The following is a 17258-nucleotide window of genomic DNA, read 5'->3' as shown; positions in this document are numbered from 1 at the left end:
GAGCTGGCCGGCGAGCGGGCGACCGCGTCGCCGTTCGTCGGCGACCCCGCGGTGCACGGGGCCGCCATGCTGGCCGCCGCCTTAGCCGGAGAGGCCCCTCCGACGGAAGCCGCCCTCGGCGTTGGCCCGGCCGCGCCGGAGCATGCCGCTGCGCCGCCGCTCGCCTCGCCGTTCGCCGGCGACCCGGCGGTGCACGGGGCCTCCGTGCTCGCTTCCGCCGTTGCCGCGATGGCGCCGGCAGCGGACACCGCCGGCAGCGAAGACGCCGACGGCACGCAGGCCAGCGCCCATCCCGAGGCCGCACCGGATGCCCCCGCCGCTGACGGCACCCTGCGCCTCGAGCTGCCGATCACCATCGTGCAGCCGAAAGTCACGACCGATGCCCTGAAAGCTCAGGGCATCGACCGGCGCATCGCCCATTTCTCTACTGCGTACCGCACAAGCAGCGAGGGCCGCGTCCATAATATTGAATCGACAGCCTCGGTCATTCACGACCAGCTGCTCGCGCCCGGCGAGGTATTCGATTACGGCAAAGCCGTCCGCGAGACGGAGAAAAAATTCGGCTACCGCTCCTCCACCGTCATCATTGACGGCAATTTCGCCCCCGGTGTCGGCGGCGGGATCTGCCAAGTGTCTACCACCTTATACGGCGCCGTCCTGCGTGCGGGACTTGAAATCGTGGAGCGCAAAAACCACTCCCTACCGATTTCCTATGTGCCCAAAGGTCAAGACGCTACCTTTTCATCCGGCTGGATTAACTTCCGGTTCCGCAACAATACTGGCTCGCATTTGTTAATCCGAACGCAGTCCAACCACAACGTGCTCACCGTGAAGCTATTCGGACGAATGGACCCGGCGGTAAGCTACAGCATCAAATCAGAGGTTGTCGAAACGCTGCAGCCTCCGGTGAAATACATCAAAGACAACTCTCTCCCAAAAGGCAGCGTCAAGCTACTGAAAACCGGTAAAACAGGGTACATCGTAGAAACGTACCGCTATAAGCTGGTTAACGGCAAAATCGAAAGCAAAGAGAAAATTTCCCGCGACACCTATAAGCCTCAGCCTTCCACCTACGCCAGCAACGCCGATCACAGAACCGACGCTCCGGCACCCGGGCAGGAGGCTCCCCTAATGATTGAAGACGGTGTTTCCGGGCCATTGGACGGAATACCGCAGGATCAATGGGAAGAAGCAGCGGCAGCGCTTGATGGAAAACAGGATTTTGATAAATATGAGTAATCTTGATTAGATACAATAAGCTTGTTAGATATAGTGTTCTTGTTAAGCTCAGTGTTCTTGTTAAGTCAGTAAACTTGTTAGGTACAGTAATCGTGGTAGGCAACAGTACATTTAACAGAGATCAGTAACCTTAACAGGTATTCCTTTGCATCCCAACAACATCACAGCTCCACAGCAAAAAAGCAGTTTCTACCCAACCGGGCTCGAGCTGCTTTTTATTCACCTATTCATACGATATCCTAGCCAGACTTTATCCAGCCCCAGCCCTACCAAACCATAACAATGCAGCCGTGCAAGCTTCCCTTACGCCTTCGCGGAAAGCTCCTCAAACCATGCCAGCGTCTGCGCCGTTGCCGCTTCCGCCCGCTGGATTGCGCCTTCCACCTGCGGACGCGCCGTACCGCCGTATACATTACGTGCGTTCACGACCGTTTCCGGCTGCAGCACATGATAAATATCGTCGCCGAACAGCTTCGAGAACTGCTGGAACTCCTCCAGCTTCAGGTCGAGCAGGAACACGCCGTTTTGAATGCAGTGCAGCACGATTTTACCGATAACCTCATGCGCCTGACGGAAAGGCAGTCCTTTGCCGACCAAATAATCCGCGATGTCCGTCGCGTTCGAGAAATCCTGGTTCACTGCTTCGCGCATGCGCTCGCCGTTCACCTTCATCGTCTCGATCATCGGCGCGAACAAACGCAGTGCGCCCTGCAGCGTGCGAACCGTATCGAACATGCCTTCCTTGTCTTCCTGCATGTCCTTGTTGTACGCCAGCGGAAGCGCCTTAAGCACCGTCAAGAGGCCGACCAGATTACCGTACACCCGGCCAGTCTTGCCGCGAACGAGCTCGGCTACATCCGGATTTTTCTTCTGGGGCATAATGCTGCTGCCTGTACAGAACGCATCGTCCAGTTCCACAAAACGGAACTCCGTGCTCGACCACAGCACCAGCTCCTCGCAAAGGCGGGACAGGTGCATCATGATCATCGACGCATCGGCCAAAAATTCAATAATAAAATCGCGGTCGCTCACCGCGTCCAAGCTGTTTTCGTACACACGGTCAAAGCCGAGCTGCTGCGCCACAAAATGGCGGTCGATCGGGAACGTCGTTCCCGCCAAAGCACCCGCTCCGAGCGGCAGCGTATTGATCCGCTTATAGCTGTCCATCAAACGCTCCGCGTCACGCTGGAACATCGACACGTACGCCATCAAGTGATGCGCGAGCAAAATCGGCTGCGCCCGCTGCAGATGCGTATATCCCGGAATAATCGTATCCAGGTTCGCCTTCGCCTGCTCGATCAGCGCAGTCTGCAGACGGTGCAGCAATCCAACAAACTCAACAACCCGCTTACGCAGGTACAAATGCATATCCGTCGCTACCTGGTCATTGCGGCTGCGTCCGGTGTGCAGCTTTCCGCCGACTGGACCGATCTCCTCGATCAGCAGCTTTTCAATGTTCATATGTATGTCTTCGTCGCTAACCGCGTATTCCACCTCGCCGCGGCGGATTTTGCCCAGCACGCGGTGCAGCCCGTCGCGGATCGTCTCCGCATCCTCTTCCGGGATTATGCCGCACTTGCCCAGCATCGTCACATGCGCAAGGCTGCCTTGAATATCCTCTTCGGCTAATTCCTTATCGAACAGGATCGAAGCCGTATACTCCTCCACCAGCTGATCCGTATTCTTGGTAAAACGTCCCCCCCAAAGCTTTGACACGATCGCACCACCTTTAAGTTATAAAATGAAAGTTCCTGCCCGTTCAGAAAAAAGGGAGCGTGCCGGTCCATCCGCACGTCCCCTTCTTCGCAATGCTCTCATTATACCGTCTATTGCTAAGCGGCGAAAGTCGCCTAGTCCGAAGCCGAGAAACCGGCCAACGCCGTGAGTTGGCTTACTTCTTGTTTTGCTCGACGCCGGAAGCAACCTTCAAACGCAGCGCGTTCAGGCGGATAAAGCCGGTAGCGTCGCCCTGATCGTATGCTTTCGTCGGATCGGCTTCCATCGTCGCGATATCCGGGTTGTACAAGCTGACCGGGCTCTTTACGCCGGCTGCGATCACATTACCCTTGTACAGCTTCAGGCGCACGGTACCGGTTACGTTCTTCTGGCTCTCGGTCACGAGCGCCTGCAGTGCAAGACGCTCCGGCGCAAACCAGAAGCCGTTGTACACGAGCGTGCTGTAACGCGAAATCAGCGAGTCGCGAAGGTGCATCACTTCGCGGTCCATCGTCAACGACTCCATCTTGCGATGAGCCGTGAACAGGATCGTGCCGCCCGGCGTCTCGTATACGCCGCGGCTCTTCATGCCGACGAAGCGGTTTTCGACCATGTCGATCCGTCCGATGCCGTGGCGTCCGCCCAGCTCGTTCAGCTTCTCCATGACTTCGAGCGGAGACATCGAAACCCCGTTCACACGGACACAGTCGCCTTTTTCAAAATCAAGCTCTACATATTCCGCTTGATCCGGCGCATCCTCCGGCGCAACGCTCAGCACGTACATGCTTTTCACGTCGTCCGCCGAGGAATCAAACCACGGATCCTCCAGCATGCCGCTCTCGAAGGAGATGTGCAGCAGGTTGCGGTCCATCGAATACGGCTTGGATGCCGAAGCCTGAACCGGGATGCCATGCTTCTCTGCATAAGCGATCATTTCCGCGCGGCCCGGGAACTGTTCACGGAACGCTTCAATGCGCCAAGGCGCGATCGTTTCGATCTCCGGCGCCAGCGCCGCTGCGGTCAGCTCAAAACGCACCTGATCGTTGCCTTTGCCTGTCGCGCCGTGCGCAATCGCTACCGCGCCTTCCGCGCGGGCAATGTCGACCATCCGCTTCGCAATCAACGGGCGGGCAATCGACGTGCCGAGCAGGTACTGACCTTCATACAAAGCGCCTGCTTGGAACATCGGATATATGAAATCGCGTGCGAATTCTTCGCGCAGATCGTCAATGTATACCTTCGATGCACCGGTTGCCTTCGCTTTTTCCTCCAGACCGTCGAGCTCTTCCTTTTGCCCGATATCCGCAGTGAACGTAATGATTTCTGCATCGTAAGTTTCTTTTAACCATGTCAAAATTACGGATGTGTCCAGCCCGCCGGAATACGCGAGCACAATTTTCGGCTTTGCCATCGGTTCGTCTCCCCTCAATCGGTCCTTACATAATCGCGGCCATAACCGCTTTTTGCGCATGCAGCCGGTTTTCGGCTTGATCGAATACGATCGAATGCGCTCCGTCGATTACCTCTGCGCTCACTTCTTCCCCGCGGTGTGCCGGCAGGCAGTGCATGAAGAGGTAATCCTTTTTCGCATATTTCATCAGCTCGTCATTGACCTGGTAGCTCGCAAACGCCAGCTCGCGCTTCTGTTGCTCCGCTTCAAAGCCCATGCTTGCCCATACGTCCGTGTACACCACATCGGCGTCCGCGACCGCTTCCTTCGGATCGCGGCAAAGCGTTAGGCTGGCGCCGGTTTTCTTCGCATTTTCGCGTGTCAGCTCCACCACTTCCGGATCCGGGTCATAGCCCTCCGGCGATGCCACCGAGAAATGAATGCCGAGCTTTGCAGCGCCCATCATGAGCGAGTGTACCATATTGTTGCCGTCGCCCACATAAGCGACCTTCAGGCCGCTCAGCTTTCCTTTGTGCTCCAGCACCGTCTGGTAATCCGCCAGCGCCTGGCACGGATGCGACAGATCCGTCAAGCCATTAATTACAGGCACCGTTGCGCCTCTCGCCAGCTCAACTACGTTCTTGTGGCCGAAGGTACGGATCATGATGCCGTCCAAGTAACGGGACATCGTCTGCGCCGTATCCCAGACCGTTTCGCCGCGTCCGAGCTGGATGTCATTTTTGCTCAAAAAGAGCGCCTGACCCCCAAGCTGGTACATGCCTACTTCAAAGGATACGCGTGTGCGCGTTGATGACTTTTCAAAAATCATGCCGAGCGACTTGCCGCGCAGAGGCTGGTACACCTCGCCCGCTTTATTTTTACGCTTCAGTTCAATCGCGTAATTGATTAAGTATTGAATTTCTTCCGGTGTATAGTCGACCAGGGCCAGAAAATCGCGCCCCTTCAATCCGTGTGCCAGCTCCTCGTTCCCCACGAGCTTCATTGCCGCTTCACTCACCGTTCCCTCTCCCTTCTCATCTTGGCTGTCTGTATTTTTACTTGCGTTTATGATCGATTGGCTGTCGATTGCGAAGCCGCTTCCGTTAAAATTCCACAAACGATGTCAATTCCCTGCTTCAAATCCGCTTCCGGGATCGTCAGCGCAGGAAGCAGGCGGATTACATTCGGCCCCGCCGAAACCGGCAGCACGCCGCGCTTCTGCGCTTCGGCGATATAGTCGGCCACCGCGTGCACGCACTCGATGCCGATCAGCAGCCCTTTGCCGCGAATGTCCTTCACCAGCGGATTGCCGGCAAGACGCTCCTGCAGCAGGCTGACCGCCAGCTCGCCCATTTGCTGCGCGCGGGCCGGGATGCCCTGCTCGACCATCGTTTCCACCGTCGCGATACCAACGGAGCAGGCAAGCGGCGTGCCGCCGAACGTTGAGCCGTGGCTGCCCGGGCCGAACGCCTCGGCGAGCTTCTCTTTCCCGAGCATTGCACCGATCGGGAAGCCGCTGCCAAGCCCTTTGGCCAGCGTAATGATGTCCGGCTCGATGCCATAATGCTCATAAGCGAACAGCTTGCCGGTGCGCCCCATGCCGGTCTGGATTTCGTCGGCAATGAGCAGAATGCCGTGGTCCTTGCAAAGCTCGACGATGCCGGAGACGAAATCCGGATCGGCCGCATGCACGCCGCCCTCCGCCTGCAGAAACTCCAGCATAATCGCAGCCGTACGGTCGTTGACCGCATGTTTTACCGCTTCGATATCGTTAAACGAAACATGCACGAACCCATCCGGCAGCGGCGTAAAGCCTTCCTTTACTTTGTCTTGGCCGGTGGCCGTCAGCGTCGCCAGCGTCCGTCCGTGGAACGACTGCTGGAACGTTATAATCTCGTAACGTCCGGTGCCGAGCACCTTCTGATGATATTTGCGGGCGAGCTTGATCGCCGCTTCGTTCGCTTCCGCGCCGCTGTTGCAGAAAAAGACGCGGTCCGTGCAGGAATTGGCGGTTAGCAGCGATGCCAGCTTTTCTTGACCGGGAATGTGGTACAAATTCGAAACATGCCACAGCTCGTCGAGCTGCAGCTTCAGCTTTTCCTTGACCGCCTCCGGCGCATGCCCCAAATTCGTTACCGCCAGACCGCACATCAGATCGATATATTCTTTGCCTTGGTCATCCCATAATCGGCTTCCTTCACCTTTAACAAGAGTAATCGGAAACCGGCCGTAACTGGGAAAAAGATTGCTTTGCGTCTGTGCCATGATGAGTGTGCCTCCTTTCGTTCTCCTTTAGTTTGGTTTATGGATGCGCGTACCGATCGCTTCACCGCTTAATACGCGGCTCAGCACGCGGGGATCGCTGCCGCTGACAATGACAACTTCATTTACTTCACCCTGGATGCAGTCGATCGCTGCGCGAACCTTCGGAATCATGCCGCCGTAGATGACGCCGCTGGCAATCATCTCTTCGATTTCTTGGACGGTCACAACCGGCAGCACCTGCTTTACGCCGTTCTCGTCTTCTTTCATAATGCCCGGCACGTCGGTGACGACGAGCAGCTGAGAGGCTCCAATCTGCGAAGCAACAGCGCCTGCCGCCGTATCGGCGTTAATGTTGTAGCGCTGCGAGCTGTCCGCAGAAATGCCAACCGGCGCAACGACCGGAATAAAGCCGCTCTGCGCCACAGTTTGCAGCAGCTCCTTGTTGACGCTGACCACCTTGCCGACAAAGCCGACCTCCGCCGCGTTCTCCACCGGCTCCGACACGAGCAGTCGGCCGTCGACGCCGCTGAGTCCAACGGCATTCGCGCCGAAGCGCTGGATTTTGCGGACGATCTCTTTATTGATTTGGCCCGCAAGCACCATCTCGACAACGTCAAGCACCGCGTCGCTCGTTTTGCGCAGGCCGTTCACGAATTCGCTGGGAATCCCGAGCTTCTCCAGCGTTCCCGATATGGCCGGACCGCCGCCATGCACGATGACCGGCATCACGCCGCGAGCCGCCAGCGCCGCCATATCCTCGAAAAAAGAATCCGGCAGCGCCGCAAGCGTGCTGCCTCCGCATTTTAATACAAACGTTTGGTTCATCCGATCAAGTTCCCCTTATTTGTTCTCTCTATGTCCGGTATGCGGCGTTAATGCGCACATACTCATACGTAAGGTCGCAGCCCCAGCCTGTCGCCTTACCGCTGCCGATATTTAATGCAATGAAAAATTGAATCGTATCGCGCTTCAAGTATTCCGCCGCTTCTTCTTCGCTGAACCGAACCGGCTTCGACTGCTGCAGGAATTGAATATCGCCCATGCGGATATCGACGGTTTCCGGATTCACCGGCTGACCTGCGCGGCCCACCGCCGCGATGATGCGTCCCCAGTTCGCGTCGGCGCCGAACACCGCCGATTTCACGAGGCTCGAGCCGATGACGGTTTTTACAATCGCACGCGCCGATTCATCGGATTCCGCGCCCGTGACCGTCACTTCAATCAGCTTCGTTGCGCCTTCTCCGTCTCTCGCGATCGCTTTCGCCAACACCTCAGCGACGAAGTTGAACGCTTCCTTGAACGCTTCGTAATCCTTATGCTGCGCCGATAGCGCTTCGTTACCCGCGAGGCCGCTCGCCATCGCAACGACCATATCGTTCGTGCTCGTATCACCGTCCACCGTAATCATGTTGAACGTCTGATCGGTCACGCCGCTCAGCAGCTTTTGCAGCTCCGCCGGTTCGATGTTTGCGTCCGTGGTCATGAATCCGAGCATCGTGGCCATGTTCGGGTGAATCATGCCGGAGCCCTTGGCCGCGCCTGCAATGGTGACTTCCTTGCCATCCACGGTAACACGTACGCAGATTTCCTTTTTCACTAGGTCGGTCGTCAGGATCGCTTGGCAAAATTCCTCGCCGCCCTCGGCGGAAGGAACCACCTTCGGAGCGAGCTCCGCTACGCCGCTGCGAACCTTATCCATCGGAAGCAGCTCGCCGATCACGCCCGTCGACGTCACGCCGACGAGATGCTCGCTGACGCCGATCGCCTTCGCGAACAAATCGCGCATTTCTCGAGCGTCCGCTTCACCCTGCGCGCCCGTGCAGGCGTTGGCGTTGCCGCTGTTCACGAGGATGGCCTGCATGCGGCCGTCCACCGCAAGCGCTTCGCGTGTCACCTTGAGAGGCGCCGCCTGAAACGCGTTCGTCGTAAACACGCCGGCCGCCGCCGCAGGCACCTCGCAAACGATCGCGCCCAAATCATTGCGTCCCGATTTTTTGAGGCCGCAGTACAAGCCCCAAGCCTTAAATCCACGCGGCGTCGTTACCGTTCCGTCCGCCACCGTCACAAATGCATCACGCGTCATTTCTCGCGCCTCCGTCCATTATGGATAAACCGGGGTAAGCTGCAGTCCGAGCCCTTCATCCCAGCCCATCATTAAGTTCAAGTTTTGCACCGCCTGCCCGGCAGCGCCTTTCACCAAATTATCAATCGCCGATATAATCGTTACGCGGTTCGTTCTTGCATCCACCGAAATGCCGATGTCGCAAAAATTCGAGCCCCACACTTCCTTCGTCGCCGGGTATTTGCCTGGCTTGCGAACACGCACAAAACGTCTTCCTTCATAATACTGCTTGTATAATTCCGCCCACTCTTCGTCGGACTTCCCTGCTTTGCCGCTTACCATCGAAGCGTATAGGGTCGCCATAATGCCGCGGGTCATCGGCACGAGATGCGTCGTAAACGTCATCGTCACCGGCGAGCCGCTCACCCACGACAGCGCCTGCTCGATTTCCGGCGTGTGCTGATGCTTATTCACCTTGTATGCAAGGAAATTCTCGTTAATTTCAGAGTAATGGAACAGCTGGGAAAGCCCGCGCCCGCCTCCGGACACCCCTGTTTTCGCGTCAACGATGATCGTTGTCGGATCAATCCAGCCCGCCTGCACCGCCGGAATCAAACCAAGCAGCGTTGCGGTCGGATAACAGCCCGGGTTCGAAATAAAGTCCGCTCCGACCACTTGATCACCGAACACTTCGGCCAAGCCGTACACCGCTTTTTCGAGCAGCGCCGCGTCCGCTGGCTTATGCTTATACCACTGCTCATACAACGCTCCCGACTTCAAGCGGAAATCGCCGGACAAATCAATCACCTTCAGCCCCTGCTCCAGCAGCTTCGGCGCCAGCTCCGCACTGATTCCATGCGGCGTAGCCAAAAACACCACATCCGCCTTCTCTTTCAACAACGCCGGGTCAATCGCATCAAGCGGCAGCTCCAGCACGTTCTGCAAATGCGGATACCCGTCAGCGATCGACTGCCCCGCCTGCGACGAGGACACCACCGAGGTAATTGCTACATTAGGGTGTGTTCCCAAAAGACGAATAAGCTCCACGCCACCGTAACCTGTCGATCCGATGACAGCAGCCCTTAGAAGTTCAGCCACATTGTATTCCTCCTTTACGCATTCGGTTCCGTATCTTCATGCATGTCATTGTATTATTATACGTTCACTGATTCCACAATTCAACCAAAATATTTTATCCCGTTTCGTGCCAAAAAACTTGAAATTTCAGTTATTTCTCCGTATATTCTCGAACGCTCCTTTTACCAGGTTTATTGAAAAGTAAGCGATGAATATGCCAGCTCAGCTCCATTCAGGAACTGCTGTCTTCTTTTTATCGAATTCAGGGGAAAATCCAAATCCAAAAGAAAAACCGACCTGCAGGCTGCAAATCGGTCTGTGTTCGTTGTATGTATGTATTCTTGTTTGGCAAGAAAACTGTGATCGCTCCCGCAATTCCGTTCTAAATACTTTCCAACCGTCCTACTTGCCCGGCTCCAGCTTAAAGCCTTCCCCCAGCACCTCGGAAGCATCCGTCAACACGACAAACGCCTTCGGATCGGCCTCGCGCACAAGCGCCTTCAACCGGCTTACCTCATTTTGCGAAACGACGACCATCAGCACAATCCGTTCCTTTTCCGTATACCCGCCAAGCCCCGTAAGCTTCGTCAATCCCCGGTCTAGGTCATGCAAAATGGTGCTGCTCACACGGTCCACCTGCTCCGAAATGATATAGGCCACCTTGGAGGTGCCGAAGCCCAGCTGGACAATGTCGATCGTTTTACTGGTAACATAGAGACCGATCAAGGCTACCAAGGCCCGCTCCGGCGAAAAAATAAGCCCCGCCGTAATGATCACAAGGCCATCCAGCAGCGCAATCGATAAGCCTAGGCCAATCCCCGTGTATCGGTGAATAATTTGCGCCGCCAAGTCTAACCCGCCGGTCGATCCCCGTCCCCGGAACACAATGCCAAGGCCAAGACCGACGCCGATCCCGCCATACAGCGCGGCAAGCAGGACATCGGTCGTCCACGGCTCGACGCCCCTCGTCAGCCAAACGAACAGCGGCAGCACCACCGAGCCCACCAAAGTGCGGATGCCGAACCGTTTTCCCAGCAGCATCACCCCCGCGATAAACAGCGGAATATTCAGCAGCCACTGTGTATACGCAGGCTCTACGCCGAGCAGCTCCTGCACGAGAATGGAAATGCCGGAAACCCCGCCGGAGGCGATTTTATTCGGAAATAAGAATAGATTAAAGCTAATCGCAACGATAAAAGAACCCGCCAACAGCAAGCCGTATTCCATCGCGGTATACAACCTGCTTCCGAACGGGATCAGCGGTTGCCTTCGTTTATTATTCGTCATCATCATGTGCAGCGCCCTCCCGTTAAAAAAGCCAAGCTCCTTTAAAGCTTTAAAGGAACCGGTCTTTTTTTAACCTAAAAAGAAAACCCGCATCGCAGCCCAATTGCTGCCATGCAGGTTTTAGCTTACGGCGCATTGCTGCGTCCTATTCATCGTTGTCGGTTTGCAGCTGCTTACGCAGGTACGCGTCGATGAACGAATCGATCTCGCCGTCCATGACCGCCTGCACGTTGCCCGTCTCCGCCTGCGTCCGGTGATCCTTCACCATGCTGTACGGATGGAACACGTAGGAGCGAATCTGACTGCCCCAAGCGATATCGCTTTGCTCGCCGCGAATTTCCGCCAGCTCCTTCGCCTGCTCCTCCATTTTCCGCTCGAAGAGCTTGGAACGGAGCATCTTCATCGCTTTATCGCGGTTGGAAATCTGCGAGCGCTCGGTTTGGCAGGCTACGACGATGCCGGTCGGCAAGTGCGTCAGGCGGATCGCCGATTCCGTCTTGTTGACGTGCTGGCCGCCCGCGCCGCTGGAGCGGTACGTGTCGACCCGCAAATCCTCGGGACGAATTTCGATTTCGCCGGTATCATCTTCGATTTCCGGCATAACATCACAGGATACGAATGAAGTATGACGGCGTCCTGAAGCATCGAAAGGAGAAATCCGCACCAGACGGTGCACCCCTTTTTCCGCTTTCAGGTACCCGTAGGCGTTGTAGCCGCGAATCAGCAGCGTAACGCTTTTTACCCCCGCTTCATCACCCGGCAGGAAATCGACCATCTCGACCTTAAAGCCTTTATCCTCGGCCCAGCGGGTGTACATGCGAAGCAGCATTTGCGCCCAGTCCTGCGACTCGGTGCCGCCCGCACCCGGATGAAGCTCCAGATAGGCGTTTAATTTATCGTATGGCCCGCTGAGAAGCAGCTGAAGCTCGAACACTTCCAGCTTCGATTTCAGAGAAGTACAGCTTTCAGCCAAATCAGCGATGAAGCTCTCATCCTTCTCTTCCTCGTATAGCTCCAGCATCACCTGCGCGTCATCATACTCTCCGTTCAGCGCTTGAAACTGCTCGACAACCCCTTTTAAAGCATTTAATTCCCCGATCACCTTCTGAGCCCGTTCGTTGTCGTCCCAGAAGTCCGGTTCGGCCATTTTTTGCTCAAAGTTGGCAATTTGCTCAAGCTTCAAATCGAGGTCAAAGAGACCCCCTGAGATTGTCGAGTGTTTTGCCCATTTCTCTCATCGCATGTTTAATTTCCGCGATATCCATTGGCAATACTCCCCTCAACAGAATAAAGCGGGGCTTAGATTAAGCCCCGTGGCAATTCTTATATTTTTTGCCGCTGCCGCACGGGCAAGCGTCATTCCGTCCTACACGATCGCCCGCTTGTACCGGACGCTTCGGAGCCGGCTCCCCATTCGGCGCAACCGCTTGGCCTTCGGCCACCGCTTGACGCTCCAGGTTCGCTTGAACGTGAGCCTTCATGATGTACGTTGCGACTTCCTCTTGAATGCTCTCGACCATTTCCTCGAACATTTGGAAGCCTTCCATCTGGTACTCACGCAGCGGGTCCGTACCGCCGTACGCGCGCAAATGGATACCTTGGCGAAGCTGATCCATCGCATCGATGTGATCCATCCATTTGCTGTCGACCGCGCGAAGCACGATAACCTTCTCGAATTCGCGAATCAGCTCAGGCGGCATCGAAGCTTCTTTCTCCTCGTAGGCTGCCGTCACAACGGATTCCAGGAATTCAAGCACTTCTTCGCGTTCCTTACCGCGCAGCTGCTCTTCGGTTACCGCTCCTTCACGAAGGAACGTGCTCTCGCCGTAGCTGATGATCGCCTGCAGATCCCATTCTTCCGGAACCTGCTCGGCCGGACAATGCGTATCGACCGCACGGCGCACTACCGACATCAGCATGCCTACAACGATGTCGCGAATGTTGTCGTTGTTCAATACCTCACGGCGCTGCTTATAAATAATTTCACGCTGTTGGTTCATCACGTCGTCATACTGCAGGACTACTTTACGAACGTCGAAGTTATTGCCTTCTACCCGCTTCTGTGCAGATTCCACCGCACGCGTGATAAGGCGGCTCTCGATTGGCTGATCCTCCTCAAAGCCGAGGCGATCCATCATGCCCATGATATTCTCCGCACCGAAACGGCGCATCAGCTCATCCTCAAGCGATAAGTAGAACTGCGTCGAGCCCGGGTCGCCCTGGCGGCCCGCACGTCCACGGAGCTGGTTATCGATCCGGCGGCTTTCATGGCGCTCCGTACCGATAATATGGAGACCGCCCAAATCACTGACGCCTTCTCCGAGCATAATGTCGGTACCGCGACCCGCCATGTTCGTCGCGATCGTAACGGCACCGCGCTGACCCGCGCGGGAGACGATTTCCGCTTCTTCCGCGTGGTATTTCGCGTTCAATACTTTATGGGCTACGCCCTTCTTCTTGAGCATATCGGACAAGCGCTCCGAGTTCTCGATGGAAACGGTGCCGACCAGCACCGGTTGGCCCTTCTTGTGTCGCTCTACAATTTCCTCAACAACCATGCGGAACTTACTGTTGATCGTCTTGTACACGACATCCGGCATATCGATACGGATCGTCGGACGGTTCGTCGGAACAACGACAACGTCCAATGCGTAAATCTTCTTGAATTCTTCTTCCTCTGTCTTCGCCGTACCGGTCATGCCGGCCAGCTTCTGATACATCCGGAAGTAATTCTGGAACGTGATCGTCGCGAGCGTCATGCTCTCGTTCTGCACCTCAAGGCCTTCTTTGGCCTCGATCGCTTGATGGAGTCCTTCGCTGTAACGGCGGCCTACCATAAGACGCCCCGTAAACTCGTCAACGATGACGACCTCTTCTTCCTGTACCACATAATCGACATCGCGCTTCATAATGAAGTTTGCTTTCAGCGCCTGCTGTACGTGGTGATTGATCGAAACGTTGCCGTGATCAAACAGGTTTTCAATGTTAAACGCCTTTTCCGCCTTCGTTACGCCCGCTTCCGTTAAGCTAACGTTACGCAGCTTGATGTCGATCGTGTAGTCCTCTTCTTCCTTCAGCTTCTTCACGAAGCGGTCGGCAGCGAAGTACATATCCGTCGATTTCTGCGCTTGTCCGGAAATAATGAGCGGCGTTCTCGCTTCGTCGACCAAGATTGAGTCAACTTCGTCGATAATTGCGTAGTTCAATGGACGCTGTACCATATGCTCTTTGTACAGAACCATGTTGTCGCGCAGGTAGTCGAACCCGAACTCATTGTTCGTACCGTACGTAATATCGGCAGCATACGCCGCCTGCTTCTCTTCATGCGATAAGCCGTTCATATTCACGCCTACCGACATGCCGAGGAAGGAATAAATTTGACCCATTTCCGAGCTGTCGCGGCGGGCCAAGTAGTCGTTCACCGTAATGACGTGAACGCCCTTTCCTGCAAGCGCATTTAAATATACCGGCAGCGTTCCGACAAGCGTCTTCCCTTCACCGGTTCTCATCTCGGCGATCCGGCCCTCGTGAAGTACCATACCCCCGATTAACTGTACATCATAGTGGCGTTTGTTGAGTACCCGTTTCGAAGCCTCGCGAACCGTCGCAAAAGCCTCGATCAGCAGGTCGTCCAACGCTTCGCCTTGTTCCAACCTTGCTCTATACTCATCGGTCTTCGCCCGAAGCTGCTCGTCCGTCAACGCCTGAAACTCCGGCTCCAGAGCATTGATCCGGTCGACCGTCTTCAACATCCGCTTGATCTCTCGCTCGTTGGCATCGCCAAAAATCTTTCTTACCAATCCAAGCATGGCTCGACCCCTTCCTTTTCGACAGAAAATAAACCTCATACCATTGTACCAGTTTTCCACTGGATGAATCAACCAAACGGACGATCCCCTATCCTCGTAAAAAGGCCCGCTCGCTTCAGAGAAGGAGCAGGCCGCTGCCGCATCATGCGGTTGTTGTATTCACGGGTCGGTTATATTGCCGGTTCAATCAGTCCGTACTTCCCGTCCTGCCGTTTATATACGACATTGACCTGGTTGGAGACCGCGTTGGAAAATACGAAGAAATCATGCCCGATCATATTCATCTGCAGGATCGCCTCTTCAATATCCATCGGCTTCAGCGTAAAACGCTTCGTACGCACCAGCTCAAGCTCGTCGTCTTCCTCTATAGCTTGCTCGGCGGCCCGGGAATTTATGTTATCGAAATTTTCTTTAATAAGTGCGCCCTTCCCGCGATCTTGGCGGAATTGACGATTAATCTTCGTCTTATATTTGCGAACCTGCCGCTCCAACTTGTCCAGAACCTTATCGATGGATGCGTACATATCTTCACTGCGCTCTTCAGCCCGCAGCATCACTCCGGAAAGCGGGATCATCACCTCAACCACATGCTTGTTCTTCACGACGCTCAGCGTCACATTCGCTTCATCCAGGGGAGTGTTAAAAAAACGTTCCAGCTTCTTGATCTTCTTCTGAGTGTAATCCTTTAGTGCTTCCGTTACCTCAAAATGATCGCCTCGAATAATATATTCCATGCTGAACTCCTCCTTCACTTACTATGCCTTTAGTATATCATTAAAGTCTGTATAGTTCAAATTTTCTGTAAATTCAAGTTGGGGAATGACTGATCTTTCATCTATTTCGTTATCCACATCCCAGCCCCTTTAAAAAATCTTAACTTTTCCAGAAAACTCTCCACAACCCATGCCAGCCTCCGTTTTTTGACTGGGTGCAGTGCTGTGGTGCGTGCGATTCGTGTGGAACACTCTTTAATATCCCTGATGAAAAATGAAAAGCACCCCGGGGAACCCGGAGTGCGGTGTAGTTGATTTTTGGAATTACATTTTTACAACGTTGGCAGCTTGAGGACCGCGAGCGCCTTCGACGATGTCGAACTCTACATCCTGTCCTTCTTCAAGCGTCTTAAAGCCATCCGTTTGGATTGCGGAAAAGTGTACGAAAACATCTCCGCCTTGCTCTGTTTCGATGAAACCATAGCCCTTCTCTGCGTTGAACCATTTCACTTTACCTTGCATTCGATTTACATCCCTTCATCTTCAGATCGCGCGTGTAAACGTTTGCGCTTACACTAAAAATGATATCACTGGGCTGTGGAGAAGTCAATTTGCTTCGCTCGACACAAAATATACTCACATGTGGATAAAGTGTCGAATAGTGCTGAATTGTGTGAAAATTTCAGTATAAACATTTTATTAAGGATGTTAACCACAGCTGAAAGCTTGTTTTCATTGGATATCCACATAGTTATGCACATTATCCACAAGGGGGGGGGTATTTGAACACAAGTTTGGCTTGAACCTTTAACCGTATGTTTTCCGAATCCCCTCTTTTAGCGTTGTTTTTACTTCCCAACCGGGAAGTCGGGCCCCCGTTTTCCACGGTTTCATCACTTCTCGCTTCCGATATGGCCTTTTTCCCCAATTTATATTTACTCTTCTACCAGTAACGGATCTAAATAGCTCAACGAGTTCCCTCAACATTATTGGATTTTCTGTCGAGATTGCAAACTGTTCATTAGTCGTGTTCTCAATGCTCATGAGCCGTAACGCCGCCACATAAAATGCCTCGGTCACATCATCAATATACACTAAATCGAGCATTTGCTCTCCGGGCGACATATCTAATGAATCTTCCTTATAACTGTATTTATTAATAAGACTCATCACCTTATTTCTTGGATCCTCCGGTCCGTATGTATCGAATAATTTTAAAGTAATTACTTTAAAGTCATAGGTATTGCTATAAAAATCGACAATAGACTGGAAAGCCTGCTTCGTCGCAGCATACAAGCAAACAGGATCATAGACCCGATCTTCAAAGTGCTGCCAAGACGTTCCAACATTAATAAGCCTGCTTATTCGGGTGACCTTCATCGCCTCAAGCAGAAACGATCCAAATAAAACGTTGCTTTCCACAAGCGGATGAATATGTTCCGTACGATGCTCACTTATAAACAAGGAGGCTAAATGAATTACTAGCGCGGGAGAGACTTCTTCTAAAATTGAAATAAGTTGCCTATGTTCTCCTCCCCACTGGTGAATCTCACAACTTATTTTCTTTCCTTCTATTTGGTCCAAGGAGGAAGTAGGCCGTGTTAATACATGCACTCTCCAGCCTTCCTTCGCGAATCTTTCAGCAACATGAGAGCCAATATAACCGGTCGCTCCTGTAATCAATACTGAATTCATATTAA

General features: G+C 54.2%; 14 protein-coding genes. 1 reads left to right on the top strand and 13 read right to left on the bottom strand.

Translation table 11 applies throughout. The features are described from left to right. Nucleotides 1–51 precede the first annotated feature (51 nt). Nucleotides 52–1239 carry a VanW family protein gene (locus GQS10_RS15260; protein ID WP_166243678.1) on the top strand — a complete coding sequence of 396 codons (1188 nt, stop codon included), beginning with the start codon at nucleotides 52–54 and terminating at the stop codon, nucleotides 1237–1239. Nucleotides 1240–1542: 303 nt separating this feature from the next. Here GQS10_RS15260 and argH read toward each other — a convergent pair whose 3' ends face one another. The 13 genes from argH to GQS10_RS15195 all read right to left on the bottom strand — a co-directional run bounded on the left by argH (nucleotide 1543) and on the right by GQS10_RS15195 (nucleotide 17253). After that, a complete protein-coding gene (gene argH / locus GQS10_RS15255) occupies nucleotides 1543–2955 on the bottom strand; it encodes an argininosuccinate lyase (RefSeq protein ID WP_166243676.1) in 1413 nt (470 codons plus the stop codon). Nucleotides 2956–3130: 175 nt separating this feature from the next. Continuing rightward, entirely contained in the window at nucleotides 3131–4366 is a 1236-nt protein-coding gene (locus GQS10_RS15250) for an argininosuccinate synthase (protein ID WP_166243674.1), read from the bottom strand. Between the two features lie 25 nt (nucleotides 4367–4391). Continuing rightward, entirely contained in the window at nucleotides 4392–5348 is a 957-nt protein-coding gene (gene argF, locus GQS10_RS15245) for an ornithine carbamoyltransferase (RefSeq protein ID WP_166243699.1), read from the bottom strand. Between the two features lie 62 nt (nucleotides 5349–5410). Further along, nucleotides 5411–6610: an acetylornithine transaminase gene (locus tag GQS10_RS15240; RefSeq protein WP_166243672.1), complete on the bottom strand. Its 1200-nt coding sequence runs from the start codon at nucleotides 6608–6610 to the stop codon at nucleotides 5411–5413. Between the two features lie 27 nt (nucleotides 6611–6637). Beyond that, on the bottom strand, nucleotides 6638–7435 hold the full coding sequence (argB, locus tag GQS10_RS15235) for an acetylglutamate kinase (protein ID WP_166243670.1): 798 nt from the start codon (nucleotides 7433–7435) through the stop codon (nucleotides 6638–6640). Nucleotides 7436–7463: 28 nt separating this feature from the next. Continuing rightward, nucleotides 7464–8693, bottom strand: coding sequence for a bifunctional glutamate N-acetyltransferase/amino-acid acetyltransferase ArgJ (argJ, locus tag GQS10_RS15230; protein WP_166243668.1), 1230 nt, complete (start codon nucleotides 8691–8693; stop codon nucleotides 7464–7466). 18 nt (nucleotides 8694–8711) lie between these two features. Beyond that, on the bottom strand, nucleotides 8712–9770 hold the full coding sequence (argC, locus tag GQS10_RS15225) for an N-acetyl-gamma-glutamyl-phosphate reductase (protein WP_166243666.1): 1059 nt from the start codon (nucleotides 9768–9770) through the stop codon (nucleotides 8712–8714). 381 nt (nucleotides 9771–10151) lie between these two features. After that, entirely contained in the window at nucleotides 10152–11042 is an 891-nt protein-coding gene (locus GQS10_RS15220; RefSeq protein WP_166243664.1) for a YitT family protein, read from the bottom strand. A 139-nt stretch (nucleotides 11043–11181) separates the two neighbouring features. Further along, a protein-coding gene (prfB, locus tag GQS10_RS15215; protein ID WP_207952284.1) for a peptide chain release factor 2 occupies nucleotides 11182–12301 on the bottom strand; the annotation gives its coding sequence in 2 pieces (ribosomal slippage) (nucleotides 11182–12228 and nucleotides 12230–12301; 1119 coding nt in all). 39 nt (nucleotides 12302–12340) lie between these two features. Next, complete coding sequence (gene secA / locus GQS10_RS15210; protein ID WP_166243662.1) at nucleotides 12341–14845, bottom strand: preprotein translocase subunit SecA; 2505 nt, start codon at nucleotides 14843–14845, stop codon at nucleotides 12341–12343. Between the two features lie 170 nt (nucleotides 14846–15015). Then, nucleotides 15016–15579, bottom strand: coding sequence for a ribosome hibernation-promoting factor, HPF/YfiA family (gene hpf, locus GQS10_RS15205; protein WP_166243660.1), 564 nt, complete (start codon nucleotides 15577–15579; stop codon nucleotides 15016–15018). Between the two features lie 303 nt (nucleotides 15580–15882). Beyond that, nucleotides 15883–16080 (bottom strand): cold shock domain-containing protein, encoded by a 198-nt coding sequence (locus GQS10_RS15200; RefSeq protein WP_166243658.1) that lies wholly within the window; start codon nucleotides 16078–16080, stop codon nucleotides 15883–15885. A gap of 285 nt (nucleotides 16081–16365) precedes the next feature. Further along, nucleotides 16366–17253: an NAD-dependent epimerase/dehydratase family protein gene (locus GQS10_RS15195; RefSeq protein ID WP_166243656.1), complete on the bottom strand. Its 888-nt coding sequence runs from the start codon at nucleotides 17251–17253 to the stop codon at nucleotides 16366–16368. Between the last annotated feature and the right edge of the window lie 5 nt (nucleotides 17254–17258).

It is taken from the genome of Paenibacillus turpanensis (assembly GCF_011421635.1).
Lineage (GTDB): Bacteria > Bacillota > Bacilli > Paenibacillales > YIM-B00363 > Paenibacillus_AK > Paenibacillus_AK turpanensis.
This window is presented reverse-complemented; position numbering and strand designations above follow the sequence as displayed.